General features: G+C 74.7%; 20 protein-coding genes and 1 riboswitch. Of the genes, 13 read left to right on the forward strand and 7 right to left on the reverse strand.

Going from position 1 to position 24,238, the window contains the following annotated elements; genetic code table 11:
- Positions 1 to 322: 322 nt before the first annotated feature.
- A complete protein-coding gene (locus E4U92_RS13960; RefSeq protein WP_137300694.1) occupies positions 323 to 1,399 on the reverse strand; it encodes an LLM class flavin-dependent oxidoreductase in 1,077 nt (358 codons plus the stop codon).
- A 699-nt stretch (positions 1,400 to 2,098) separates the two neighbouring features.
- Between E4U92_RS13960 and E4U92_RS13965 the strand changes: the two genes are divergently transcribed.
- Entirely contained in the window at positions 2,099 to 3,556 is a 1,458-nt protein-coding gene (locus tag E4U92_RS13965; RefSeq protein ID WP_229862017.1) for an MFS transporter, read from the forward strand.
- Between the two features lie 52 nt (positions 3,557 to 3,608).
- Here E4U92_RS13965 and E4U92_RS13970 read toward each other — a convergent pair whose 3' ends face one another.
- The gene (locus E4U92_RS13970; RefSeq protein ID WP_137300695.1) at positions 3,609 to 4,319 is read right to left on the reverse strand and encodes an SDR family oxidoreductase; all 711 of its coding nucleotides are present in this window, start codon (positions 4,317 to 4,319) and stop codon (positions 3,609 to 3,611) included.
- Positions 4,320 to 4,526: 207 nt separating this feature from the next.
- Here E4U92_RS13970 and E4U92_RS37025 point away from each other — a divergent pair, with 207 nt between their 5' ends.
- The 8 genes from E4U92_RS37025 (at position 4,527) to E4U92_RS14005 (ending at position 13,094) form a co-directional block, all read left to right on the forward strand.
- Entirely contained in the window at positions 4,527 to 4,661 is a 135-nt protein-coding gene (locus tag E4U92_RS37025; RefSeq protein WP_268253512.1) for a putative leader peptide, read from the forward strand.
- A gap of 409 nt (positions 4,662 to 5,070) precedes the next feature.
- Entirely contained in the window at positions 5,071 to 5,970 is a 900-nt protein-coding gene (locus tag E4U92_RS13975) for a glutathione S-transferase C-terminal domain-containing protein (protein ID WP_137300696.1), read from the forward strand.
- A 67-nt stretch (positions 5,971 to 6,037) separates the two neighbouring features.
- Positions 6,038 to 6,148: riboswitch (SAM riboswitch) on the forward strand.
- 416 nt (positions 6,149 to 6,564) lie between these two features.
- Positions 6,565 to 7,542 (forward strand): amino acid ABC transporter permease, encoded by a 978-nt coding sequence (locus E4U92_RS13980; protein ID WP_137300697.1) that lies wholly within the window; start codon positions 6,565 to 6,567, stop codon positions 7,540 to 7,542.
- Positions 7,539 to 8,324, forward strand: coding sequence for an amino acid ABC transporter ATP-binding protein (locus E4U92_RS13985; RefSeq protein WP_137300698.1), 786 nt, complete (start codon positions 7,539 to 7,541; stop codon positions 8,322 to 8,324). The genes E4U92_RS13980 and E4U92_RS13985 overlap by 4 nt, the downstream gene beginning before the upstream one ends.
- A 99-nt stretch (positions 8,325 to 8,423) precedes the next feature.
- A complete protein-coding gene (locus tag E4U92_RS13990) occupies positions 8,424 to 9,443 on the forward strand; it encodes a transporter substrate-binding domain-containing protein (RefSeq protein ID WP_137300699.1) in 1,020 nt (339 codons plus the stop codon).
- Between the two features lie 45 nt (positions 9,444 to 9,488).
- Positions 9,489 to 10,304, forward strand: coding sequence for a GNAT family N-acetyltransferase (locus E4U92_RS13995; protein ID WP_137300700.1), 816 nt, complete (start codon positions 9,489 to 9,491; stop codon positions 10,302 to 10,304).
- A 164-nt stretch (positions 10,305 to 10,468) separates the two neighbouring features.
- A complete protein-coding gene (locus tag E4U92_RS14000) occupies positions 10,469 to 11,698 on the forward strand; it encodes an LLM class flavin-dependent oxidoreductase (protein ID WP_137300701.1) in 1,230 nt (409 codons plus the stop codon).
- Between the two features lie 22 nt (positions 11,699 to 11,720).
- Positions 11,721 to 13,094: an NtaA/DmoA family FMN-dependent monooxygenase gene (locus E4U92_RS14005; protein ID WP_137300702.1), complete on the forward strand. Its 1,374-nt coding sequence runs from the start codon at positions 11,721 to 11,723 to the stop codon at positions 13,092 to 13,094.
- 99 nt (positions 13,095 to 13,193) lie between these two features.
- Here the strand turns inward: E4U92_RS14005 and absR1 are convergent, their stop codons facing one another.
- The gene (absR1, locus tag E4U92_RS14010; protein ID WP_137300703.1) at positions 13,194 to 14,279 is read right to left on the reverse strand and encodes a beta-glucuronidase AbsR1; all 1,086 of its coding nucleotides are present in this window, start codon (positions 14,277 to 14,279) and stop codon (positions 13,194 to 13,196) included.
- Positions 14,280 to 14,408: 129 nt separating this feature from the next.
- Positions 14,409 to 17,012, reverse strand: a complete 2,604-nt coding sequence (locus E4U92_RS14015) for a CHAT domain-containing protein (protein WP_137300704.1) — start codon at positions 17,010 to 17,012, stop codon at positions 14,409 to 14,411.
- Positions 17,013 to 17,270: 258 nt separating this feature from the next.
- Between E4U92_RS14015 and E4U92_RS14020 the strand changes: the two genes are divergently transcribed.
- Genes E4U92_RS14020 through E4U92_RS14030 form a run of 3 tightly spaced genes read left to right on the forward strand, consistent with a single transcriptional unit; the run spans position 17,271 to position 19,854 of the window.
- Positions 17,271 to 18,701 carry a S8/S53 family peptidase gene (locus tag E4U92_RS14020; protein WP_137300705.1) on the forward strand — a complete coding sequence of 477 codons (1,431 nt, stop codon included), beginning with the start codon at positions 17,271 to 17,273 and terminating at the stop codon, positions 18,699 to 18,701.
- Positions 18,702 to 18,760: 59 nt separating this feature from the next.
- Complete coding sequence (locus E4U92_RS14025; protein ID WP_137300706.1) at positions 18,761 to 19,336, forward strand: RNA polymerase sigma factor; 576 nt, start codon at positions 18,761 to 18,763, stop codon at positions 19,334 to 19,336.
- A gap of 5 nt (positions 19,337 to 19,341) precedes the next feature.
- Positions 19,342 to 19,854 carry a hypothetical protein gene (locus E4U92_RS14030; RefSeq protein ID WP_137300707.1) on the forward strand — a complete coding sequence of 171 codons (513 nt, stop codon included), beginning with the start codon at positions 19,342 to 19,344 and terminating at the stop codon, positions 19,852 to 19,854.
- Positions 19,855 to 19,870: 16 nt separating this feature from the next.
- On the opposite strand, the gene E4U92_RS14035 is transcribed toward E4U92_RS14030, so the two are convergent.
- A complete protein-coding gene (locus E4U92_RS14035; protein ID WP_137300708.1) occupies positions 19,871 to 20,446 on the reverse strand; it encodes an SMI1/KNR4 family protein in 576 nt (191 codons plus the stop codon).
- 196 nt (positions 20,447 to 20,642) lie between these two features.
- Between E4U92_RS14035 and E4U92_RS14040 the strand changes: the two genes are divergently transcribed.
- Positions 20,643 to 21,023, forward strand: a complete 381-nt coding sequence (locus E4U92_RS14040; RefSeq protein WP_137300709.1) for a hypothetical protein — start codon at positions 20,643 to 20,645, stop codon at positions 21,021 to 21,023.
- Between the two features lie 43 nt (positions 21,024 to 21,066).
- Here the strand turns inward: E4U92_RS14040 and E4U92_RS14045 are convergent, their stop codons facing one another.
- Positions 21,067 to 21,867, reverse strand: coding sequence for an N-formylglutamate amidohydrolase (locus E4U92_RS14045; protein ID WP_137300710.1), 801 nt, complete (start codon positions 21,865 to 21,867; stop codon positions 21,067 to 21,069).
- A 112-nt stretch (positions 21,868 to 21,979) separates the two neighbouring features.
- Entirely contained in the window at positions 21,980 to 24,199 is a 2,220-nt protein-coding gene (locus E4U92_RS14050; RefSeq protein WP_137300711.1) for an NADP-dependent isocitrate dehydrogenase, read from the reverse strand.
- Between the last annotated feature and the right edge of the window lie 39 nt (positions 24,200 to 24,238).

The raw sequence follows: 24,238 nt of genomic DNA on the forward strand, positions 1-24,238 counted from the left end.
GGCCGGCCGGGGCGACGGGACGGGCCGGCGGCGGACGGACGTGACGGGGGGAGCTGGGAGAAGCTGAAGGCGCCAGGCCTCAGGCGACGGTGCGACAGGCGTCAGGCGTCAGGTGCCGGACGCGGACGCGGCAGGCCGGGCGTGGCGCGTCACGCGCACGCGGTCAGCCCCGGGCGGAAGGACAGACGGCGGACGAGGTGCGGCAGTAGTCGACGTGCCGCCGGGTGATCAGCCGCGCACCCGTGCACGCACCCCGAGGTGCCGCGCCAGGTACGTCCATCGAGGGCCTCCACCCGCCAGAAACTTGTGGTTTCAACGTACTTCAACGTACGTGCTCGGCCCCGGCGGATGTCAAGGGCGCCCGGGGTCCGGGCATGCCCTCCGCGGCGGGCCGCCAGCCGAGTTCCGGTGCGATCAGGTGGCGCACGTCGTGCAGGATCTGCTCGTAGTCGGCCTGCCGGAACTCGTACGGCAGCTCCAGCCGCAGCTCGGACACCGTGCCGACCACGGGGTCCGCGGCCAGCCGCTCCAGGATCTGCTCGGCGGTGCCCACCAGGTCCGGGGCGAACAGCGTGCGGCGCGGCCCCTGCGGCGCGAGGGTGCGCTCGTGGCGGCTCGCGGCGTAGGCGCGGTAGCGAGCCCGGGTAGGGGCGTCGGCGCCGTCGGTCGGCACGATGACCCGGCCCAGCGCCACCCGGGTCGGGGGCCGCCCGTCGCCCAGCGCGCCCCGGTAGGTGTCCAGCAGCGCCGCCTGGGCGGTGGCGAAGTCGTCGCTGTCCTCGCCGGCGACGATGTTGCCGGTGAGCAGGTTCAGTCCGTGCTCGCCGGCCCAGCGGGCCGAGCGCAGGCTGCTCGCGCCGTGCCAGACCCGGTCCACGAGCCCTTCGGCGTGGGGCTGGAGCCGGGGCCGCTGGACGTTGCCGGGCGAGTGGATCACCGTGTCCGGGCCGCCGAGGTAGTCGCCGCGCAGGTGGTCGACGACGCGGGCGATCCTGCCGTACGACAGGTCCAGGGAGCGCCAGTCGCCGTCGTGCACGACGTCGCCGAGGAGCTCGGCGTGCGGCATGCCGGTGCTGAACCCGGCCTGCAGCCGGCCGCGGGACAGGACGTCGGCCAGGGCCAGGTCCTCGGCCAGACGGAACGGGTTCTCGTACCCGATGGGGATGACCGCGGTGCCCAGCTCGATCCGCGCGGTGCGCTGACCGGCCGCGGCGAGGAACACGGCGGCCGAGCCGACGCCGTGCTCCAGGTGGCGCTGGCGGATCCAGGCACCGTCGTAGCCGAGCCGCTCCCCGTACGCGAACAGCCGGAGCGTCTCCTCCAGGCCGGTGTACGGGTCGTCGTCGGCGAAGTTGCCCGGTGTCAGGAAGGCCAGGGAGGTGATCCGGGGTGTGCTCATACGGCGTTCGTCCTCACGGAGTGGCGGCCCCGGCGCGCGGACCGGCGGCGGACCGGGCGCGCCGGGTCGGGGATGGCCCCCGGGGGCGGGGAAGAGGCACAACGGGGGTGCGCTGAACGAAGCGTGACGGCGCGTCAGGTGTCGGCGCCGGCCGCGCGGGTCCCCTGTGCGGGTCGCGGGGTGGTCAGTGACCGGTGGCGCGACAGAGCGCGGCGGCGACCCGGACCAGGTCGACGCAGCGTCGGCAGGTCAGCGACGGGCGCGGCATGGGTCGATGCAAACACGGCCGGTCGCGGGCGTCAACGCGCCCCCGGCGGGGGAGGCGTGCGGGGCGCGCGGGTCCCGCACCCCGAGATGCGTGGTGGACGCACCTTCCCGGGTGTGCTTTGATCCGCCCATGGCGATCACCGGTCCGGCCCTCGCGGCGCCGCTCGACCCGTTCTGGGTGAGCCGCCGTGCCGACCAGTTCGACCAGGTCTGTCGCTGACCCCGTCCGACGGCCCGCGCTCCTCCCGTCACCGCTCCCCGCCGTTTCCCCGCGTCCCCTCTCCCGCACGCTGTCCGGCCTCGCCGACACGCCCCGCAGCGCGCGCCGTCGAGCCATCCGCCGGTCCGAAGGAACTTTCCATGCCGCCCCTGCCCGCTGCCCCGCACGCCGCCGCCGTCGGTCCCGCGCCCGCCCGCAACCGGCGGCCGTAGATGCTCCCCGGGGAGGACGGCGCCGCCCGACGCGTGCTGCCGGTGTGCCTGGCCGCCGGGGCGACCACGCTGCTCGACCAGGCCGTCCTGACCATCGCCGTCCCTAGCATGCGCCCGTCGCTCGGGGCGTCCGGGGCGGACGTGCAGTGGATCGTGGCCGGGTACTCCCTCGCCTTCGGCCTGGCCCTCGTGCCCGGGGGCAGCCTCGGCGACCTGCACGGGCGCAAGCACCTGTTCCTGGCCGGGATGGCGGCGTTCCTGCTGGCCGGGGTGACGGCGGCGACCGGCGCGGGACCGGGGACCGTGATCGGGGCCCGGCTGGTCCAGGGCGCCGCCGCCGGACTCGTCAACGCCCAGGTGATCGGCACCCTCCAGGACGTCTTCCACGGGCCGGCCCGCGGTCGCGCGCTCGGCCTCTACGCGCTGACCGGCGGCGTCGTCACGGCGCTGGGCCCGCCCCTCGGCGGCGTGCTGGTCGCCGGACTCGGCCCCGGCGCGGGCTGGCGCTGCTGCCTGCTGCTGAGCGCGCCGTGCGCGGCGCTCACCCTCGCCCTCGCCGCCCGCAGGCTGCCCCCGCCCCGGCGCACCGCACGCACCGCCCGGCTCGACGTCCTCGGCCTCGCCCTGCTGTGCGCCCTCACCCTCACCCTCATGGTGCCCTTCATCCGCACCCCGGACGGCGGGGGAGCGGCGCTGGCCTGGGGCGCCGGGGCGGGCGCGCTGGCGGCCCTGTTCGCCGTGCAGCAGCGCACCCGGGTACGGCGGGGCCGCCGGCCCCTGGTGCACCCGGCGCTCACCTCGTCGAAGCCGTACCTGCTCGGCACGGCCGTCGCCATGGCCCAGTTCGGCTCCTCCCTGGCCGGGTTCCTCGTGCTCACCGTCTTCCTCCAGGACGGGCTGGGCCTGTCCGCCCTGCTCACCTCGGCGGTGACGCTGCCCGGCGCGGTCGGCATGGGGCTGTCCTCGGCCCTCGCCTGGCGGCTGGTCCGGCGCATCGGTCCCCGCACGGTGGCGGTCGGCCTGACCCTGGGCATCGGCGCCGCCCTGGCCGCGGCGGCGGTCGCGCTGCGCGCGCCGACGGCGGCGCTGCTCGTGGCGCTGGCCGGGACGCAGCTGCTGTCGGGCGTGGCCGGCGGGCTCACCGTCTCGCCCAACCAGGCGCAGGTGCTCCAGCACGCCCCGCCGCAGGCCGCCGGGGTGGGCGGCGGCATCCTCCAGATGGCCCAGCGCATCGCGGCGGCCGTCTGCCTCAGCGCCGCCCCGGCCGTCTACCTGCACGCGGCCTCGGGGCCCCCGGGAACCGGTCACCCCCGGGCCGGTTACGCGCTCGCCTCGTGCCTGTGCGCGGGACTGCTGGCCGTGGCCCTGGTGCTGTCGCTGCTGCGCCGCACGACCGCCCCGCCCGCCCCGGCCGGGGTGACGGCGACGCCGGCACCCCGGTCCACGGAGCTGACGTGACGCGTGCGCGCGCTCGCCGCCTTCATCCGGTCCGTCCCGCTCATCCCGTTCGTCACCAGGGCAGCGGGCCGTTCACGTCGACGTACGTACCGGTCGGACCGTCCGGGCCCAGCAGGGCCATGCGGACGATGACCTCGGCGCCCTCCTCGACGGTCTGGGTGCCCGCGTGCCCGTTGAGGTCGGTCGCGGTGAAACCCGGCTCCACGGCGTTGACGCGCAGCTCGGGGAACGCCTTCGCGTACTGGACGGTGATCATGTTCACCGCCGCCTTCGACGCCGGGTAGGCCACGCCCGGGTAGGCGAACGCCGGGTCGCCCTCGGTGGTGACCCGGGTCAGCGAGGCGAGACCGCTGCTGACGTTCACCACGACCGGCGCCGCGGACCGGCGCAGCAGCGGCAGGAAGGCGCGGGTCACCCGGACCACGCCGACGACGTTCGTCTCCAGCACGGTCCGCAGGGTGTCGGGGGTGAGCTCGGCCGGGCCGACGAACGCGTGGCCCTCGCCCCGCTCCTCGATGCCGGCGTTGTTCACGAGGACGTCCAGGCCGCCGCTCTCGGCCTCGACGGTCTTGGCGGCGGCGGCCACCGACGCGTCGTCGGTGACGTCCAGCAGCACGGCCCGCGCGCCCAGCCGTTCGGCGGCGGCCCGGCCGCGCCCGGCGTCCCGGCTGCCGACGTAGACGGTGTGGCCCGCGGCGACGAGCCGGCGGGCGGTCTCGAAGCCGAGACCCTTGTTCGCTCCGGTGATCAGTGTGGTCGTCATGCGTCCAGCCTCGCGCCGGACGGCGTTCCCAGGCAGTACCCCCCTGTTCCTGGGGGTGACAGGACCAGGCACGCCCGGCCGCGCGGAGGCGTGGGCGCGGCCCGCGCGGAGAGGTGCCCTACAACCAGCTGGTGGACGACCCCTTGACGGGGCCTGGAGGCGGATCGACACTCGAAGGCGGGAATCCTAGTGAACAGGTAGGGAAACATGGGCCACGCGGAGCCGGACACCACCCGGGCGAGCCGAACCGGCCGCACGACGTGGTCGTCACCCCTGCTCACCTCCCGCCGCCACATCGACCTGCAGCGCGTGTGCAGCGCCATCGGCGCCGCCCTGGACTGACCCGGGGCCGGCCGGCCGCGCCCTGAGCGGGCCGTGCCGCCCGACGGCGGTCCGAGGCGCGTGCCCGTGAGGCCCGCCGTGCGTCCGGACGACGACGCCGGCCGGGGACCGCACCCGCGGCGCACCGTCCCAGGCCCGCCCGCGGAGCGCCGCACGCCCGGGTCCCCGGCCGCCCTCCCCGGCCGCCCCCGCCACCCGCCGCGCCAACCGGGCGTCCGTGCCCCGCGCCAGTGCCGTCCGGGGCCGTCCCGAGTCGGCGTCCCGCCGCCCACGTGCCGTCCCGCCACCGACAGCCGTCCGCCACCCGTGGCCGCCGGCCCTGCCGCCGAAGCCGTCCGCAGTCGCCGTAGCCGTCCGCAGCCGCCTCCACCGCGCGCACCTCGCGTCGCGCCCGCCTCCGGGGAGAGACATGTCCGTCACGCCACTGGCCGCCCACCACCCGTCCGACCGGCCCGGCCCCGCCTTCCGCGGGCGCATCGGCCGCGACGCGCGCAGCGGCCACTACGCCGTGCCGCGCCGCTACCGCCTGCACCTGTCGCCCGCCGACCCCGACGGGCTGCGCATCGCCGTCACGCACAGCCTGCTCGGCCTCGACAGGGCCTGTCCCGTGACGTTCCTGCCCGCCGTCCCCGACTGTCCCGACGGCGGCCACTCCGCGCTGCGCCCGCTCTACGAGGCCAGCGCACACCACTACACCGGGCCCGCCCTCGGCCCCGTGCTCAGCGACGACTGGTCCGGGCGGATCGTCTCCACCCACGGCCCCGACATCGCCCGGGACCTGGCCCGGCACTTCGGGGGCGGCCGGCCGTCGCTGTACCCGTGCGGCGCCGAGTCCGAGATCGAGGCCGTGCAGCGGATGTGCGCCCAGGGCGTCGAACAGGCCGCGCAGCGCGCCGGATCGGCCGACGCCGGCCCGGCGGAACGAGCCGAAGCCCTGGACACCCTGCTCGACACGCTCGGTGTGCTGGAGCGCGGCCTCGCCGCGCAGCCGCACCTGATCGGCGATCAGATCACGGCGGCCGACGTCGAGTTGTGGGTGACCCTGGTCCAGCTCGACACCGTGCACCGCCACCACCTGGACGCCTCGGCCGTGCGCCGCGTCGCCGGGCACCCCGCCCTGTGGGCGTACGCGCGCCGTCTCACCGCGCACCCTGCCTTCGGCCGGCACCTCGACCTCGACGGCATCGCGCGCCGCCACCAGGCCCGCTGCCGGGGCCTGGAGGCCGCCGGCGCCGCCGTCCAGATCCTGGACTGGGCGGCCCTCGCCCTGGACGCCGACCGCGCCCGGCCGCAGGTCGAACGCCCCTGAGCCGGTCCAACCCGTGGACCGGCGTTGACATCACGGGCGGGGACTGTCTTAACTTACGGCCCAGAACGGTCAAGAGCGTCAGCGACAAGCCCTGGCTTGCTGACCGGCAACCCTCGCACCGCGGTGGGGTGCCCCAGGTGACGACCGGACCGGACGACGGATTCGGTAAGCGCGAGAGCCCCGCACGGGGCCGGGACAGCCCCCTCGCCGGGGGGCCGGAACAGAGACGGTGACCACGATGTACGCAGCCGACAGGACGGCCCCCCGCCGCTCCCGGGGCTGCGTACGGCCGTCCGCCGACCAGCCCGCCCCGCTCGTGGCCGACCGCGCCGTCGATCTGCTCCGGGTCAGCAGCGCACTGTGTACCGCACCGGGCCGCGCCCGCTGTCGGGGCTGACACCACCCCCGAGCCGCGTACCCGACGAACACCGCCCGAGCGGTGTGCCGTTGTCCGCCCCGCCCCGGTCGCCTCACCCCACCGTGCGCCGCGTCCCCGCCGCGCCGTCCGAGCGGTCCCCGCCGCACGGCCGGCGCGCCCCGACCGTCCACGGTGAACTCCCGACCGGGGTGTCCGACTCCCGCCGGAGCCCCTCCATGAGCGAATCCCCGGCCGCCGTGTCCCTCGTCACGGCGCCACCCACCGACACACCGTCAAGACCCGTGTCCGCGCAGCGCGTCCAGCCGCTGCGCCGCCCCGGGCGCTGGATCGCCACCGCCGTGGTCCTCGTCCTCGCCGCCCAGTTCGTGCACGGCCTGGTCACCAACCCCTTCTACCAGTGGGACCGGTTCGGCTACTGGTTCCTGCGCCCCACCATCCTCGACGGACTGCTGATCACCCTCGAGGTCACCGCCTGGAGCGCGGTCCTCGGCCTGCTCGGCGGCATCGTGTTCGCCCTGGCCCGGCTCTCCGGCAGCCCGGTGCTGCGCGCGGTGAGCTGGACCTACGTGTGGGCGCTGCGCTCCGTCCCGCTCATCGTGGTGCTGCTGTTCCTCTACAACTTCAGCGCCCTGTACCAGACGTTGAGCATCGGCGTCCCCTTCGGACCCGCGTTCGTCCGCTTCGACGAGTCCCGGCTCGCCACCGACATGGCCATCGCCGTCGTCGGCCTGAGCCTGCACGAGTCGGCGTACGCAGCGGAGGTCGTCCGCGGCGGCATCCTCTCCGTCGACCAGGGCCAGCACGAGGCGGCCGCCGCCCTCGGCCTGCCGAAGGGCTACCAGTTCCGCAGGATCGTCTTCCCGCAGGCGCTGCGCTCCATCACCCCGAACTACGTCAACCAGCTCATCAACCTGATCAAGAGCAGCTCGCTGGTCTTCTACGTGTCGCTGCTCGACCTGTTCGGCACGGCGCAGTCGATGGGCTCCACCTACCCCGGCGACATCGTGCCGCTGCTGCTGGTGGTCACCGTCTGGTACCTGATCCTCACCAGCGTCGTCTCCGTCATCCAGTTCTACGTCGAGCGGTACTACGCCCGGGGCGCCACGCGCACCCTGCCGCCGACCCCGCTGCAGAGGCTGCGCGCCGGCCTCACCGACGTGCGGGACCGCATCCGCAGGGAGGCCGCCGTATGACCACCGGGACCCTCGACCGGACGGCCGCGGCCGTCGAGGTGCACGACGTGCACAAGTGGTACGGCGCCCACCGGGTGCTCAACGGGATCGACCTGACCGTACGGCCGGGCGAGGTCACCGTCATCCTCGGCCCGTCCGGCTCCGGCAAGTCCACGCTGCTGCGGGTCGTCAACCACCTGGAGAAGCCCGAGGTCGGCTACGTCAGCCTCGACGGCGAGCCGATCGGCGTCCGCCGCAACGGCGACCGGCTCAAGGAGCTGAGCGAGCGCGCCATCCTGGCCCAGCGCAGCCGGATCGGGTTCGTCTTCCAGAACTTCAACCTCTTCCCGCACCTGACGGTCCTGGACAACGTGGCCGCCGCGCCCGTGGCGACCGGCAGGCTGAGCCGGCCCGAGGCCGACGCCCTGGCCCGCGACCTCCTCGCCCGGGTCGGGCTCGCCGACAAGGCCGCCGCCTACCCACGCCAGTTGTCGGGCGGCCAGCAGCAGCGCGTGGCCATCGCCCGCGCCCTCGCCCTGCGGCCGGGAGTCATCCTCTTCGACGAGCCGACCTCCGCCCTCGACCCCGAACTCGTCGGCGAGGTCCTCGCGGTCATCAAGGACCTGGCGACCAGCGGCACCACCCTGCTGATCGTCACGCACGAGATCGGCTTCGCCCGCGAGGTCGCCGACCGGGTCGTCTTCATGGACGGCGGCCGCATCGTCGAGCAGGGGCCGCCCTCCGAGGTCCTCGACCACCCCCGGCACGAGCGGACCAGGGACTTCCTCAGCAAGGTCCTCTGACCCCCCTGCCGCCGCCCGCCCCCGCACCACCTCCTCCACCTCGCCCCTCGTCACTTTCCGTATCTCTCTCCTCGCACCGTGCAACGACAAGGAACAGCCATGCCCCGCCACTTCACCCGACGCAGCCTGATACGCGGCATCACCGCGGCGACCGCGGTCGCCACCCTCGCCACCGGGCTCGCCGCCTGCGGTGGTGACAGCGACGCCGCCACCACGACCGGCGCCGCCGGCACGGTCACCGTGGGCAGACTGTCCAACGGCGCCGCGAAGGAGGCCACCCTGAAGGTCTCCGAGGTCAAGTCCATCAGCGCCGAACTGCCCGCCGACGTCCGCAGGAGCGGCAAGCTGGTGATCGGCTCGGGCACCCTCCCGGCCGGGGCCCCGCCGCTCGGCTTCACCGGCAGCGACCAGAAGACCCTCACCGGCTCCGAGGTGGACCTGGCCCGCCTGGTCGCCGCCGTCCTCGGTCTCGAACCCGAGGTCAAGCGCTTCACCTGGGAGAACCTCTTCGTCGGCATCGACAGCGGCAAGGTGGACGTCGGTTTCTCCAACATCACCGACACCGAGGAGCGCAAGCAGAAGTACGAGTTCGCCTCCTACCGCAAGGACGACCTCGCCTTCGAGACGCTGAAGAAGTCCTCGTGGACGTTCGACGGCGACTACCGGGCCCTGGCCGGCCGGACGGTGTCGGTCGGCGCCGGCACCAACCAGGAGCGGATCCTGCTGGAGTGGAAGGGCAAGCTGGAGAAGGAGGGCAAGAAGCTCACCGTCAAGTACTTCCAGGACTCCAACAGCACCTACCTGGCCCTCAACAGCGGCAAGATCGACGCCTACTTCGGGCCCAGCCCCAACCTCTCCTACCACGTCACCCAGAGCGCGAGCACGCCCAGCCCGACCCGCCTCGCGGGCCAGTTCTCCGGCGCCGGCGCCACGCTCCAGGGCCTGATCGCCGCGACGGCCAAGAAGGGCAGCGGCCTCGCCAAGCCGCTCTCCGACGCGATCAACCACCTGATCGACAACGGCCAGTACGCCAAGTGGCTCACCGCCTGGAACCTCTCCAACGACGCGGTCACCAAGTCGGAGGTCAACCCGCCCGGGCTGCCGCTCGACAACGCCTGACCCGCATCCCCGACCCACCCGAGCCGAGAGAGGAACTCCGCCCCCGTGGACCAGCCGACCGACCTCCGCGGAGGCGGAGCCCTCCCTGTGACCGGCCCGCACCCCCTCGACAACGCCGTCTGGGCGGCCCTCACCGGCCCCCACGCCTCCCTCGCCGAGCGCCTGGGCCGGGCCGCCCGCTACCCGGCCGACGTCTACGCCTTCGCCGCCCTCGCCGATCCCGCGGACCCGGCCGCGTGGGCCGACCTGCACGCGCTCGCCGGGCCGGGAACCACCGTACGGGTCAAGCCCGTCGACGACGTGCCCGACGGCTGGGAGGTCGTCGGCACCGGCCGCGGCGTCCAGCTCGTCGGCACCGCCCTGCGCGCCGAACCCGCGCCCGAGGCGGTACGGCTCGGCCCCGCCGACGTCCCCGACATCCTCGACCTGGTCGCCCGCACCCGGCCCGGCCCGTTCCTGCGCCGGACCGTGGAACTCGGCACCTACCTCGGCATCCGGCACCACGGCCGGCTGGTCGCCCTGGCCGGGGAGAGGCTGCGGCTGCCCGGCTGGACGGAGATCAGCGCGGTGTGCACCGACCCCGAGCACCGGGGGAGGGGCCTGACCACCCGGCTGATCCGCGCCGTCGCCGCCGGCATCCGCGCCCGCGGCGACGTGCCCTTCCTGCACGCCGCCGCCGACAACACCCCGGCCATCCGCCTCTACCGGTCCCTCGGCTTCGCGCTGCGCCGCGGCTCGCGGATCGTCGTCCTGCGCACCCCGGGAACACCCGCCGTCCGCACGGCTGTTGCACCCTACGACGCGACCGGCGAGGCCGCGCCGGACGGTCCCGGCGCCCCGAGGACGGAGGTGACGGCATGACCGCCGTCCCGCACACCGTGCCCCCGCCCACCCGGCCGCACCGCGCCCCCGGCGCCCGCTGTCGCCCCTGACCGCACTCGACTTCCCCCGCCCCGTCGCCCGCCGCCGCCCCGAGCCCGCACGCGGCCCGGCGACCCCGTACGGACCTCCAGGAAGGCACTGACGTGTCCCCCTCCTCCGCGAACCCCGCGACCGCTTCCGAGCGTCCCGCCTCCGCCCTGCACCTCGCCGTCGCCCTCGACGGCACCGGCTGGCACCCCGCCTCCTGGCGCGAGCCGGTCGCCCGCCCCCGTGACCTGTTCACCGCCCGCTACTGGGCCGACCTCGTCACCGAGGCCGAGCACGGACTGCTCGACTTCGTCACCCTGGAGGACGGCCTCGGCCCCCAGTCCTCCCACTTCCTGGACCCCGACGAGCGCACCGACCAGGTGCGCGGCCGGCTCGACGCCGTCCTCGTCGCCTCCCGCGTCGCCCCCCTCACCCGCCACATCGGCCTGGTGCCGACCGTGGTGGCCACCCACACCGAGCCCTTCCACATCTCCAAGGCCATCGCCACGCTCGACTACGTGAGCACCGGCCGCGCCGGCCTGCGCGTGCAGATCACCGCCCGGCCCAACGAGGCCGCGCACTTCGGCCGCCGCACCCTCGAGCGCATCGACTCCTACGACCCCCCGCTCCCCCCGGTGGTGAGCGAGCTCTTCGACGAGGCCGCCGACCACGTCGAGGTCGTGCGCCGCCTGTGGGACAGCTGGGAGGACGACGCGGAGATCCGCGACGTGGCCACCGGCCGGTTCATCGACCGCGACAAGCTGCACTACATCGACTTCCAGGGCCGCCACTTCAGCGTCAAGGGCCCCTCCATCACGCCCCGCCCGCCGCAGGGCCAGCCTCTGGTCACCGCCCTCGCCCACGCCACGGTCCCGTACCGGCTGGTGGCCCGCGCCGCCGACGTCGGCTACGTCACCCCGCACGACGCCGGCCAGGCCCGCGCGATCGTCGCCGAGATCCGCGCCGAGCAGGACGCCGCCGGCCGCTCCGCCGAGCCGCTGCACGTCTTCGGCGACCTGGTGGTCTTCCTCGACGACGACCCCGGCGCCGCCCGCGCCCGCCGCGAGCGCCTCGACGCGCTCGCCGGGGAGCCGTACACCAGCGACGCCCTGGTCTTCACCGGCACCCCGGCACAACTCGCTGACCAGCTGCAGGAGTTGCAGTCGGCCGGTCTCACCGGCTTCCGGCTGCGCCCCGCCGTCGCCGGGCACGACCTGCCCGCGATCACCCGCGGCCTGGTGCCCGAACTCCAGCGCCGCGGCGCCTTCCGCCGCGCCTACGAGGCCGACACCCTGCGCGGCCTGCTCGGCCTCGCCCGCCCCGCCAACCGCTACGCCGCAGCCTGAACCGGCCGGAGGACCACGGACCATGAGCAAGCCGCTGAAGCAGATCCACCTGGCCGCCCACTTCCCCGGCGTCAACAACACCACCGTCTGGAGCGACCCGCGCGCCGGGAGCCACATCGCGTTCGACTCCTTCGTGCACTTCGCGCGGACCGCCGAACGCGCCAAGTTCGACTTCCTGTTCCTCGCCGAGGGCCTGCGCCTGCGCGAACAGGGCGGCCGGATCTACGACCTGGACGTGGTCGGCCGCCCCGACACCTTCACCGTCCTCGCCGCACTCGCCGCCGTCACCGACCGCCTCGGCCTGACCGGCACCATCAACTCCACCTTCAACGAGCCCTACGAGGTGGCCCGCCAGTTCGCCAGCCTCGACCACCTCTCCGACGGCCGCTCCGCCTGGAACGTCGTCACCTCCTGGGACGCGTTCACCGGCGAGAACTTCCGCCGCGGCGGCTTCCTGCCGCAGGACGAGCGCTACTCCCGGGCCAAGGAGTTCCTGGCCACCGCCCACGAGCTGTTCGACTCCTGGCAGGGCGACGAGATCGTCGCCGACCAGGCCACCGGCACCTTCCTGCGCGACGCGCAGGCCGGCGCCTTCGTCCACCACGGCAAGCACTTCGACATCCACGGCCGGTTCAACGTGCCCCGCTCGCCCCAGGGCCGCCCGGTCATCTTCCAGGCCGGCGACTCCGACGAGGGCCGCGAGTTCGCCGCCGCCGAGGCCGACGCCATCTTCAGCCGCTACGGCACCCTGGAGGCGGGCCAGGCGTTCTACACGGACGTCAAGTCCCGCCTCGCCAAGTACGGCCGCCGCCCGGACCAGTTGCTCATCCTGCCCGCGGCCACCTTCGCCCTCGCCGACACCGACGCCGAGGCGGAGGAGCTGGCCCGCGAGGTGCGCCGCCAGCAGGTTAGCGGAGCCACCGCGCTCAAGCACCTGGAGTTCGTCTGGAACCGTGACCTGTCCGGCTACGACCCCGAGGGCCCGCTGCCCGACGTCGACCCGGACGTCGACACCGACCACATCGCCCGCGGCCGGGCCCAGGTGCGGATGTACCGCGACCCGCTGGCCACCGCCCGCGAGTGGCGCGAGCTGGCCGCGGCGAACAACTGGTCCATCCGCGACCTGGTCATCCACACCGGCAACCGGCAGAACTTCGTCGGCTCCCCGTCCACGATCGCCAAGACCCTCAACGAGTACGTGCAGGCCGACGCCTCCGACGGCTTCATCCTGGTCCCGCACATCACCCCGACCGGCCTGGACGAGTTCGCCGACAAGGTCGTGCCGCTCCTGCAGGAACAGGGCGTCTTCCGCACCGACTACGAGGGCACCACCCTGCGCGACCACCTCGGCCTCGCCCACCCCGACGAGACCCGCGAGCACCGCGCCGCCTCCTAGCGGCCCCGCACACGGCGCGGGCCGGGGCCTGTCCCCTCCCCCGAAGGCGACAGACCCCGGCCCCTACCCCCCGGACAGTGGTCCCGGTCGCGCGGGCCGTCACCAGCACATGACGGCGGTCTCGCCCGAACCCCAGCCGGAGTACAGGCGCACGCGGACGACATAGCGGCGGCCCTTGACGAGCCGCATCCGGAGCGTGGCGTTGTCCGGGGTGCCCGCGTCGTCGTGGCCGGCGAGGAACCGGGGCTCCCCGTCCCGCTCCTCGAAGACCACGACGACGCAGTCGCCCTCCCCGAACGTGCCGACGGTGTACGCGCGCGTCTCGGGCGGCTCCACGGTGAAGTCCGCCTGCTCGCCCGGCCCCAGGGACAGCGGCACCGAACGGAACGGCACCAGCGCCGGCGGTTCCCCCGGCGGCAGCGGCGGGTACCAGCGCAGCACGAACTCCTTGTCCAGCGGCGACAGTCCGCCCGGCGGACGCACACCCCCGCGGAACTGCTCCGGCTCCAGGATCAGCCCCGGGTCGAAGGGGAACTGCATCACCGACTGCGGGTCCCACACCGACCCGTTGACCTCGGCCGCGTCCAGCTTGCGCAGGACGTTGGCGTCGGTGCGCTCCCGGCTCCAGTGGTTCGGCGGGCCCGCGAGATCCGCGTACACCGCCTCGTCGTCCCAGTGGATCCCGGCGTAGGGGCTCTGGTGCTCGTGGCGCATGCCCAGCACGTGCCCGATCTCGTGCAGGGCCGTGGCCCGCTCGCCGGGTGCCGTGAGGTCCCAGCCGAAGTTCATGGTGCGCTCGCCCCGGCCGGCCGGCAGCGCGTCCCGGCCGATCGCCGACCAGGACCCGCCCCCCTGCTGGAAGCCGATGCGCAGCTCCGCCTCCGACCGGTCGGCGACCTCGCGGAACTCCAGCCCGATGCCCAGCTCCCGCCACTCGCGGAAGGCGTCGCGCACCACGTCCCGCTGCTCCTCGCCGCCCACCCACGACACCCACCGGGTCCGCCCGGAGCCCGGCACCGCGATGACCGATCCGTCGTCGTCCCCGTCGAAGAAGCAGTAGTGCAGGACCGTGCCGTTGACCCACATCCGGCGCCCGCCGAGGAACGCGCCCAGCCGTTCGGCGGCCAGCCCCGGCGCGACGGCCGGGCCGGGCACCTGGGCGAGGGAGCAGTAGCGGGCGGTCATGCGGCCGGCCCCGGCCGCTCGAGAGGGCTCTTCGGGACGGGTGCGTAAGTCGTCACGACAGGGAGAGTCCGCCGGCCCCTGTCTGATACAGGACCACGTGACGTCCCGAGTGCGCCTGCCCGGCTCCGCTCACGCCGCGCCGAACGCCGTGAACGCCCACCCGGTCGCCTGGTGCGTGGCGTCCGACGGCACCGCCGCGCGCGCGTCGCGCAGGGCCTCCGCGAGCGACAGCCCGTCGCCGAGTCCCTTGTGCAGGGCGAGCATGAGCGGGACCACCGCCTCGTCGTTCACCGGGGCGCTGCTGGCGACGACGCCCGCCGTGCCGAGCGGCAGCAGCGCGGTGACCAGGCCGAGGAGTTCGTCCGCGCCGACCGAGGCGAGCCGGGCGGTGTCGCAGCTGGACAGGATGATCCGGTACGGGCTGCGGGCCAGGCGCTCGAAGTCGTGCACGATCAGCGGGCCGTCCACCATGCGCAGCGAGGAGAACAGCGGGCTGTCGGCCCGGAAGTCGCCGTGCGCGGCGATGTGCGCCAGGGCCGCGCCGTCGAGTTCCTCCAGCACGCGCGGCACGCGCGCGTCGGCGTCCTCCAGCACCGTGGCCCGGCCGTACCGGTCGGCGACCTCCGGGACCTCCGCGCCGCCGGTCGCCAGGCCGGGCCCGCGCACCAGGACGTGCCGTCCGCCGGCCGGCGGCTCGGTCTCCCGCGCGCGCAGCCAACTGCCGGCGGACGGCGACACGCTGACGACCCGCTCGCGCAGCGACGGCAGCAGCGACCAGGGCACGCTGTGCAGCCGGGCCGGCGGCACCACCACGACCGGCCCGGAACCGAGGTGGCGGGCCGCCGGGCCCAGCAGCACCTCCTCCAGACGGCGGCCCATCGCCTCTACCAGCGGCAGCCGGTTCTCCGCCCGGGGGTGGGCGAGCCGCCGCAGCGTGGCCTGCACGTGCTCGGCCTCCCGCTCCGCGCGGTCCACCTGCCCGCCCGCGAACCGGCGCACCCGTCCGCCGCCGCACAGCAGCACCTGCACCCGCCCGTCCAGCACGGCGAGCGCCACCAGCCGCCCGTCGCCGAGCCGTTCCAGCAGCCCGGCGACGTCGAAGCGGTACCCGCCGCCCGGCGCGTCGCCGCGCATGTGCAGGGTCCGCGAGCGGACCTCCCGCTCCAGGCGCCGCTGTTCGCGCTCCAGCGCGGGGACCGGCCGGCCGTCGCGGCGGGCCTCCTCCGCGCGGGCGGCGATCTCACGGAAGGCGGTCAGCCCGCTCTGCAGCACCGGGTCGGCGGGCGGCCGGGTCGGCGGTGCCGTCAGCACGGTCGCCCGCCAGCGCTCGCTCCACTCCAGCAGCCGCCGCGGCCCGCCCCCGGCGAGGCTCACCGCCTGGGCCAGCGCGGCCAGTTCGGCGCCCTGCGCGGTGGCCCGGGCGCGCAGCTCCGAGGCGCCGAGCGTCATCCGGTGGTCGTCCAGGACGGCGAGGCCGCGCCGGCACGCCTCGAGCACACCGCGCCCGGACCCGGCGGCCCGGGCCCGCAGCGCCTGCGCGGCCCAGCCGGTGATCCGGGCCAGCGGCGGCCCGCTGCGCCGGCTGCGCGCGGCCACCCGCAGGTAGCGCTCGGCGTCCTCCGTCCAGTCCAGGTGCAGGGCGATCCGCCCCGCCAGCAGCCACGCCTCGGGCGCGGCCGGCGCCCCGGACGACTCCAGCCGCTCGGCGACCCGGGCCGCGTCCGCGACCAGCCGCCCGTAGCCCCGCCCGGACGCGAACCGCGCCTCGATGAGCACCAGCCGGGCGTGCGCCTCCCACCAGCCGCGCCGCTGCCCCGAGAACAGCCGGACGGCCACCGCCGCGCGCGCGATGGCGGTGCCCGGGTCGCCCGCCAGCCGGGCCGCCCGCGCGGCCGCCAGCAGCAGCTCCGCCTTGCGCGTGGACTGCCCGCCGATCCCGTCGAGCACGGCGATCGCCGTGTCCGCCTCGGCCAGTGCCTCGGGCGCGAGGCCCGCGGCCATCAGCACCTCGCAGCGCCGGATGTTCAGCATGAACGTCGGCGTGCCCAGCTTGGCGTACCGCTCCCCGGCCTCGTCCAGCAGCCGCAGCGCCGCCGGGATGTCCCCGGCGCGGAACGCGGCCAGGCCCCGGCTCTCCACCGCGTCGGCCTTGTCGTGCTCCTGGCCGGTGGTGTCCCACAGCGCCTCGGCCGCGGTGAAGTCGGCGTCGGCCCGCTCCACCGCGCCGAGCGCCAGGTGCACCGTGGCGCGCAGGGTGAGGGCCCGCGCCGTCCAGATGACGTCACCGGTCTGCCGCAGCACGGGGATCGCGCGCCGCACGTCCTCCAGGGCTTCGCGGTGGTGGCCCAGCACCCACCAGACGTAGGCCCGCCGGTACAGCACGCGTGCGCGGGTGTGACCGCTGCCGCGCCGCACGCCCTGCTCGAACGCGGCCAGGCCCTGCCGGGTGCGGCCCGCGTGCACCAGGGCCACGCCGAGGGTGGCCAGGACGTCCGCCTCCCGTTCGGCGGACTCGGCCCGCGCCGCCAGGTCGCGGGCCCGCCGCAGGTGCTCCAGGGCCAGGCGCAGGTCGCCCCAGTCGCGCTGCCAGATCCCGATCACCTGGTGGGCCACGGAGGCGTGCGACGGGGGCGGGGCGGAGTCGAGCAGGGTCCGCGCCCGCGCGAGAGCCTCGTTGGGGGCGGCGAACACCATCGGCAGCAGTTCGGCCACCGGGTCGTTTCCCGCTGTCACTCCACGGATGGTATCGGCCTGCGGAGGCAGTCACACCGGTTCGCTCCGGATCTCTACCGGTTCGTGCCGGATCTCCACGGTGCGGGCCCGATCCGCACCGGTTCGTGCGACCTCACGGGCCCGCGGCGGGCGTTCCGGACGGTGGTCGGGGCGCGGGCCGGGAACCGCACCACCCCGCCGTACCGTCGCACCACCTGTATCAAACGGCGGGACGGCGGCTCTACTGGTCGACGGCCGCCTCAGGGGGAGGACCACGCGATGGCACCACAGCGATTCCACGAGCAGTTCGACCACATCCAGCGCGCGCTGCCGGGTGTCCCGCTGGCGCTGGGGCCGGACGACTCCGCCGAGTTCATCTACGAGCGGGGCGTGGTGCTCGCCCGTGACGGCGAGGAGGCCGCGCTGGTGGAGGACACGGTGCGCTCGCACTTCACCGAGGCCCCCGAGCTGGTCGCCGACCACGTGCGGCGCGCCGGCCCCGAGACCAACCGCTCCGGCATCACCCGCATCCAGGTCGGCGACCCGGGCGAGACCGACCGGCGCGGCGACCACACCGTCGCGGGCGCGCTGCGCGCCCTGCGCCAGGCCGAGGGCCGCTCCGGCCGGCGCCTGGTCAGCCGCAACCACGTGGTGTCCATCGCGGTCAACGCCTGCCCGGGCGACGAGCCCGTGCCCGCCCCGCGCACCGAGGGGCCCAACCCCGCGGCCGCCGAGGGCGCCCACGACCCGGACGGCGCGGTGAAGGTGCTGGTGGTCGACACCGGCCTGACCCACGACTACCGCTCCTACCCGCTGTTGGCCCACACCGACGGCGACCTCCAGGCCCGCGAGCGGGACGACGACGGCGTGCTCCAGCAGTACGTCGGCCACGGCACCTTCATCGCCGGCATCGTCACCGCCGTCGCCCCCGACACGGACGTCACCGTCCGCGGCACCCTCAACGACGCCGGGGCGATCCTGGAGTCGGAATTCGGCGACAAGCTCTTCGACGCCGTCGAGCAGGGCGGCTGGCCGGACATCCTCAGCCTCTCCGCCGGCACCTCCAACGGGCGCGTGGACGGCCTGCTGGGCCTGGACGCCTTCATGCGCGAACTCAACGACCGCGGCACCCTGCTGGTGGCCGCCGCCGGCAACAACGCCAGCGCCACACCGTTCTGGCCCGCCGCGTACGCCGCTCTGCCCGAGTACGCCGACGCCGTCCTGTCGGTCGGCGCGCTGCGCGGCGACGGCGAGTTCGGCGCCTGCTTCTCCAACCACGGCCCCTGGGTGCGCGTCTACGCCCCCGGGGAGCGCCTCGTCAGCGCCCTCACCGGCTTCGACGCGCCCGTGCCGTACGTCTACCAGCACTCGACGTACGACGCCTGCCGCTACGGCTTCACGTACACCTGCACCTGCCAGTCCCCGCGCCACACCGGCGCGTTGAGCGACGGCGACACCACGGGCGAGCCGGACCGGGTGACGTTCGACGGCTTCGCCTCCTGGAGCGGCACCTCCTTCGCGACGCCCGTGGCCGCCGGCCTCGTCGCCTCCTGGATGACGGCGCACAAGGAGCGCGACCCCCGGGAGGCCGCCCGTCAACTGCTCAAGTCCTGCGCCGAGTTCGCCGAGGTGCGCGGGGCGCACGTACAGGCGCTGCGGCCGCCCACGTGGCGTCCGGTGCCGGTCGTGCGGCCCGTGCAGACCCTGTGAGGACCGACGTGGCCCCGCCCACGGCGTACGATGACAGGCCGTACACGAGGGGTGGGGCCGTGGACCGTAGTGATGTCGGCGCGCTCGTCCAGTCCGCCGTCGACGGCGACGCGGCGGCCTGGAAAGCGCTGGTGGAAGGGCTGAGCCCGCTGGTCTGGTCGGTGGTGCGCGCGCACCGGCTGTCCGACGCCGACGGCCACGAGGTCTACCAGACGGCGTGGTTCCGGTTCGCCCAGCACCTGGGACGCATCCGGGAACCCGACAAGGCGGGCTCGTGGCTGGCGAGCACCACGCGCCACGAATGCCTGAAGGTGATCAAGAGCGCCAAGCGGCTGACCCCCACGGACGACCCCCAGGTGCTCGACCGGGTCAGCGAGGACCGCACACCGGAGCAGTCGGTGCTGGACTCGGAGGAGGCGGCCGCGCAGAGCGAGCGCGTCCGCTTCCTCTGGCAGGAGTTCGAGACGCTGGGCGAGCGCTGCCGGCAGCTGCTGCGGGTGCTGATCGCCTCGCCGCCGCCCAGTTACCAGGAGGTGTCCGCGGCGCTCGGCATCGCCGTCGGCAGCATCGGCCCGATGCGGCAGCGCTGTCTGCGCCGCCTGCGGGCGAAACTCATCGCACGGGGAGCGTTGTGAAGGACATGAGGGACGACGACGAGGCCGGCGGGTCCGGCGAGCTCTTCGACGAGGGGCCCTTCGACCGGGGCACCGACGAGGACGCCGGCGAGCAGAGCCGGACGGAGGACGAGCTGCGCCAGGCCGCCGCCATCCTGGACCCGGTGCCGGCCGAGCTGCGCCGGATCGCCGTGGAGGCGTACGCGCTGCACGACCTGGACGCGCGGATCGCGGAGCTGACCTTCGACTCGCTGGTGGACGCCATCCCCGTGCGGGGCGTGGCCGACCCGCCGCGGATGCTGACCTTCCACACCGGCGAGCTGACCGTCGACGTGGAGGTCACCCCGCACGGGCTGATGGGCCAGTTGCTGCCGCCGCAGGAGGCGTCGATCGAGGTGCTCAGCGGCCCCCGGGCCGGCGCCCGCCTCACGGCCGACGACCTGGGCCGCTTCATCGGCGACCCCCCACCGGCGGGCCCGTTCGCGCTGCGCCTGCGCACGGGCGACGAGGTCGTCGTGACGGAGTGGCTGCGCGCCTGAGACGGATGACCCGGGACTACCGTGCCGGGCCCGTCCGCATACGGCGGAACTCCTCGTACATCGCCTCCATGAAGGCGCGGAACGACGGGTACCGCTCGGGCGGGCTCGCTCGCCACGGTGCCCACGTGTAGACGGCCCACTCGCCCGATCCGTCGACGTCACCGGGGTCGATCAGGACGTACACGGCGTCGGACTCCACGTCGAGTTGCAGCGCCCGGTGCCACATCCCGGCGAACAGCTCTTCCTCGACGGGGGCGTCGTACAGGCCGTCGGCGAAGTCCTCGGACAGGCCCGCCGCGTCCTCGTGCGGACGGATCCCGTCCGTGCCCGCCAGCAGCCAGACGAAGACACCGGCGTGCCGCCAGCCGTCGGTCACGGCCAGGAACGAGCGGTACGAGGGCGGCAACCGGTGTCCGAGCCGCTCCTCCAGGGCACGGATGCGCTCCTCGGGTGCGGGCGGGAACCCCAGCCACCGGGCGCGGCGCAGTGCCTCCTCGCGCGGGTCCCCGCCGCCGTCCGCCTCCCTCGCGTCGGCCCACTCCGCGCTCCACCGCCGCAGGAAGGGCCGCCAGTCGTCACTCAGGTCCGCCATGCCCGCAGCCTGCCAGGTGCCACTGACAACTCCCTCGGCCGGGCGGGCGGTTCACCCGGTGACCGGACCGCGTGACGCCCCTCGTGCCCGCGCACGCCCCCGTTGCGCCCCTTCCGTGAACCGTCGTCGCCACGCGAGGCTCGGCGCCACGGCCGGCGTCCTCCCGGGGCCCGGTACGACCAGGGAGGGGAAGACCATGGGGAACACGACCGGCAGACACCGCACCGCGATCGCCGCCGTCCTCGCACTGCTGGCGGGGGCCGGCGCCGTCGCGGCCTCGGCGGGCCCCGCGGCGGCGGCCACCGGGGACGTGCTGATCGTCCAGAAGGGCAGCACCGGCAATCTGGTGAGCGTGCAGACCTTCGTGTTCGTTCCGGGCGTCACCGAGCAGGGCGACGGGGTCCAGGCCGGCGCCACCCAGTTCGCGGTCACCAACCTCACGAACCGGACCCTCACCCTGACGGAGAGGACCGCGTCGGGCACGGTCGTCCACAGCGGCACCGTCGCCGCCGGCAAGAACGGCACCTTCGCCGTGACGGGCGGCGACACCGTGCTGCTCGCCGTGCCGGCCGACTAGAGGTCGTCGGGCGTGTCGTCGCCCCGGCCCCGGCCGGAAGGCCCTACGACGCCCCGGCCGCGTCGACCAGTGCCGCCAGGGACTCCGCGAGCCGTTCCAGGCCCGGGCCCGGCGGGCCGCCCGGCTCGGTCATGTAGGTGTCGCGGCGGATCTCCACCATCAGGGCCCGCACCCGGGCGTCCGACCCGTAGTACTCCAGCGGTACGTACGTCCCGCTGAACGGACTGTCCAGGCCCACGTCGCCCCACGCCCCGAACGCCTCCCGGGCGGCGGCGAGCAGCGGCCCGGGCGTGTGGAAGGGGTCGGTGCCCAGGCAGACCGCGGGCCGCGGGCCCTGTCCGTGCAGCTCGTAGGGCAGCGGGAGGGTCGGGTAGGAGTGCACGTCGACGATCACGGCGCGGCCCGTCGCCGCGAGGCGGTCGGCCACCGCCTCGGTCATGGCCCGCGCGTACGGGCGGAAGTACCGTTCGAGCAGCGGCTCCGGGTCGGTCGCGGGGTCCCGCAGCACCTCCCGGTGCGTGGTCCGCGTGTACACCGCCCCCATGCCGACGGCGCGCATCTCCTCGCGCTCGTCGGGGAAGCGCTCGGGGTCGACGACCAGCCGGGACAGCCGGTTCACGAACCGCCACGGCGCCACCCGCGCCCGTCCGGCGGCCCGCTCCGCCAGCTCGGCGGTGTGCGCGTCGACGATGTGGTCCAGCTCCCGCTCCAGCGCGCGGTCGTCGAGCACGATCCCGGCGCGCACCTCGGGCGGCACCGCCCGCGCCGCGTGGGGGACGTGCAGGATCACGGGTGACGTCCCGGCTCCGGGCAGCAGCTCGAACGACGGCACGGCAGGGCTCATACGGGGGCTCCGGGGGAGGGGACGGGGAGGGCGGACGCGCGACCGCCCCGGCCGGGAGGTCCGGCCGGGGCGGGCACGAGGGGCGTACCGCGGGCGCCGCGGGGCGCCGGCGTCAGCTCAGGGACGCCAGCAGCTCGTTCCAGGTCGCCGACGGGCGCATGACCGCGGCGGCCTTGGCCGGGTCGGGCTGGTAGTAGCCGCCGATGTCGGCCGGCTGGCCCTGGACGGCGTTCAGCTCGTCGACGATCTTCTCCTCGTTGGCGGCGAGCGCCTCGGCGAGCGGCTGGAAGGCCTTGGCCAGCTCCGCGTCGTCGGTCTGGCGCGCCAGCTCCTGGGCCCAGTACAGGGACAGGTAGAAGTGGCTGCCGCGGTTGTCGATGCCGCCGACGCGACGGGTCGGGGACTTGTCCTCGTTGAGGAAGGTCGCCGTGGCGCGGTCCAGGGCGTCGGCCAGCACCTTGGCGCGGCTGTTGCCGGTGGCCTCGGCGTACTGCTCCAGGGACGGCACCAGGGCGAAGAACTCGCCGAGGGAGTCCCAGCGCAGGTAATTCTCCTTGACGAGCTGCTGGACGTGCTTGGGCGCGGAGCCGCCGGCGCCGGTCTCGAACAGGCCGCCGCCCGCCATCAGCGGGACGACCGACAGCATCTTGGCGCTGGTGCCCAGCTCCAGGATCGGGAACAGGTCGGTCAGGTAGTCGCGCAGGACGTTGCCCGTCACCGAGATGGTGTTCTCGCCGCGGCGGATGCGCTCCACCGACAGCTTGGTGGCCTCGACCGGGGCGAGGATGCGGATGTCCAGGCCCTCGGTGTCGTGCTCGGGCAGGTAGCGCCGGACCTTCTCGATGAGCACCGCGTCGTGGGCGCGGGTCTCGTCCAGCCAGAACACGGCCGGGTCGCCGGTGGCGCGGGCGCGGGTGACGGCGAGCTTGACCCAGTCGCGGATCGGGTCGTCCTTGGTCTGGCAGGCGCGGAAGATGTCACCCTCGGCGACCGGCTGCTCGATCAGGACGTTGCCGGCGGTGTCGACCAGGCGGACGGTCCCGGCGGCCGGGATCTCGAAGGTCTTGTCGTGCGAGCCGTACTCCTCGGCCTTCTGCGCCATCAGGCCGACGTTGGGGACCGAGCCCATGGTGGACGGGTCGTAGGCGCCGTGCGTCCGGCAGTCGTCGATCACGGCCTGGTAGACGCCGGAGTACGAGGAGTCCGGCAGCACCGCGAGGGTGTCGGCCTCCTGGCCGTCCGGGCCCCACATGTGGCCGGAGGTGCGGATCATGGCCGGCATGGACGCGTCGACGATGACGTCGGACGGCACGTGCAGGTTGGTGATGCCCTTGTCGGAGTCGACCATCGCCAGGGCCGGGCCCTCGGCGATCTCGGACTCGAAGGACGCCTTGATCGCGTCGCCCTCGGGCAGCGACTCCAGGCCCTTGAGGATGCCGCCCAGGCCGTCGTTCGGGGACAGGCCGGCGGCCGCCAGGACCTGGCCGTACTGCTCGAACGTCTTCGGGAAGAAGGCGCGCACCACGTGGCCGAAGATGATCGGGTCGGAGACCTTCATCATCGTGGCCTTCAGGTGCACGGAGAACAGCACGCCGTCCGCCTTGGCACGGGCGACCTGCGCGGCGAGGAACTCGCGCAGCGCGGCCACGCGCATCACGGAGGCGTCGACGACCTCGTCCTCGAGGACGGGTACCGACTCGCGCAGCACGGTCGTGGTGCCGTCCTCGGCGACCAGCTCGATGCGCAGCGCGCCGTCCTCGGCGATCACCACGGACTTCTCGGTGGAGCGGAAGTCGTTCTCGCCCATGGTGGCGACGCTGGTCTTGGACTCGCCGGTCCAGGCGCCCATGCGGTGCGGGTGGGTCTTGGCGTAGTTCTTGACCGAGGCGGGGGCGCGCCGGTCGGAGTTGCCCTCGCGCAGGACCGGGTTGACCGCCGAGCCCTTGACCTTGTCGTAGCGGGCGCGGATCTCGCGCTCCTCGTCGGTCTTCGGCTCGTCCGGGTAGTCCGGCAGCGCGTAGCCCTGCGCCTGCAGCTCGGCGACCGCGGCCTTGAGCTGCGGGATCGACGCCGAGATGTTCGGCAGCTTGATGATGTTGGCCGCCGGCGTCTTGGCCAGCTCGCCCAGCTCGTGCAGGGCGTCCGGGATGCGCTGCTCCTCGGTCAGGTACTCCGGGAAGACGGCGATGATGCGCCCGGCCAGCGAGATGTCCCGCGTCTCCACGGCGACACCCGCCTGCGACGCGTACGCCTTGACCACCGGCAGGAAGGAATACGTTGCCAGGGCCGGGGCCTCGTCAGTGTGCGTATAGATGATGGTCGAGTCAGTCACCGGGTGCTCCGCTCCACGTCTGCAACATTGCTCGACATC

The organism is Streptomyces galbus, from assembly GCF_005280195.1.
In the GTDB taxonomy this organism is placed as follows: domain Bacteria; phylum Actinomycetota; class Actinomycetes; order Streptomycetales; family Streptomycetaceae; genus Streptomyces; species Streptomyces galbus.

Excerpts from the sequence above, each read along its gene's own strand:
- absR1 (WP_137300703.1), bottom strand. The coding sequence starts at position 14,279 with ATGACCGCCCGCTACTGCTCCCTCGCCCAGGTGCCCGGCCCGGCCGTC.
- E4U92_RS13970 (WP_137300695.1), bottom strand. The coding sequence starts at position 4,319 with ATGACGACCACACTGATCACCGGAGCGAACAAGGGTCTCGGCTTCGAG.
- E4U92_RS13985 (WP_137300698.1), top strand. The coding sequence starts at position 7,539 with ATGACCACCGGGACCCTCGACCGGACGGCCGCGGCCGTCGAGGTGCAC.
- E4U92_RS14035 (WP_137300708.1), bottom strand. The coding sequence starts at position 20,446 with ATGGCGGACCTGAGTGACGACTGGCGGCCCTTCCTGCGGCGGTGGAGC.
- E4U92_RS14040 (WP_137300709.1), top strand. The coding sequence starts at position 20,643 with ATGGGGAACACGACCGGCAGACACCGCACCGCGATCGCCGCCGTCCTC.
- E4U92_RS13990 (WP_137300699.1), top strand. The coding sequence starts at position 8,424 with ATGCCCCGCCACTTCACCCGACGCAGCCTGATACGCGGCATCACCGCG.
- E4U92_RS14020 (WP_137300705.1), top strand. The coding sequence starts at position 17,271 with ATGGCACCACAGCGATTCCACGAGCAGTTCGACCACATCCAGCGCGCG.
- E4U92_RS13960 (WP_137300694.1), bottom strand. The coding sequence starts at position 1,399 with ATGAGCACACCCCGGATCACCTCCCTGGCCTTCCTGACACCGGGCAAC.
- E4U92_RS13965 (WP_229862017.1), top strand. The coding sequence starts at position 2,099 with ATGCTCCCCGGGGAGGACGGCGCCGCCCGACGCGTGCTGCCGGTGTGC.
- E4U92_RS14045 (WP_137300710.1), bottom strand. The coding sequence starts at position 21,867 with ATGAGCCCTGCCGTGCCGTCGTTCGAGCTGCTGCCCGGAGCCGGGACG.
- E4U92_RS13980 (WP_137300697.1), top strand. The coding sequence starts at position 6,565 with ATGAGCGAATCCCCGGCCGCCGTGTCCCTCGTCACGGCGCCACCCACC.
- E4U92_RS14005 (WP_137300702.1), top strand. The coding sequence starts at position 11,721 with ATGAGCAAGCCGCTGAAGCAGATCCACCTGGCCGCCCACTTCCCCGGC.
- E4U92_RS14030 (WP_137300707.1), top strand. The coding sequence starts at position 19,342 with ATGAGGGACGACGACGAGGCCGGCGGGTCCGGCGAGCTCTTCGACGAG.
- E4U92_RS37025 (WP_268253512.1), top strand. The coding sequence starts at position 4,527 with ATGGGCCACGCGGAGCCGGACACCACCCGGGCGAGCCGAACCGGCCGC.
- E4U92_RS13975 (WP_137300696.1), top strand. The coding sequence starts at position 5,071 with ATGTCCGTCACGCCACTGGCCGCCCACCACCCGTCCGACCGGCCCGGC.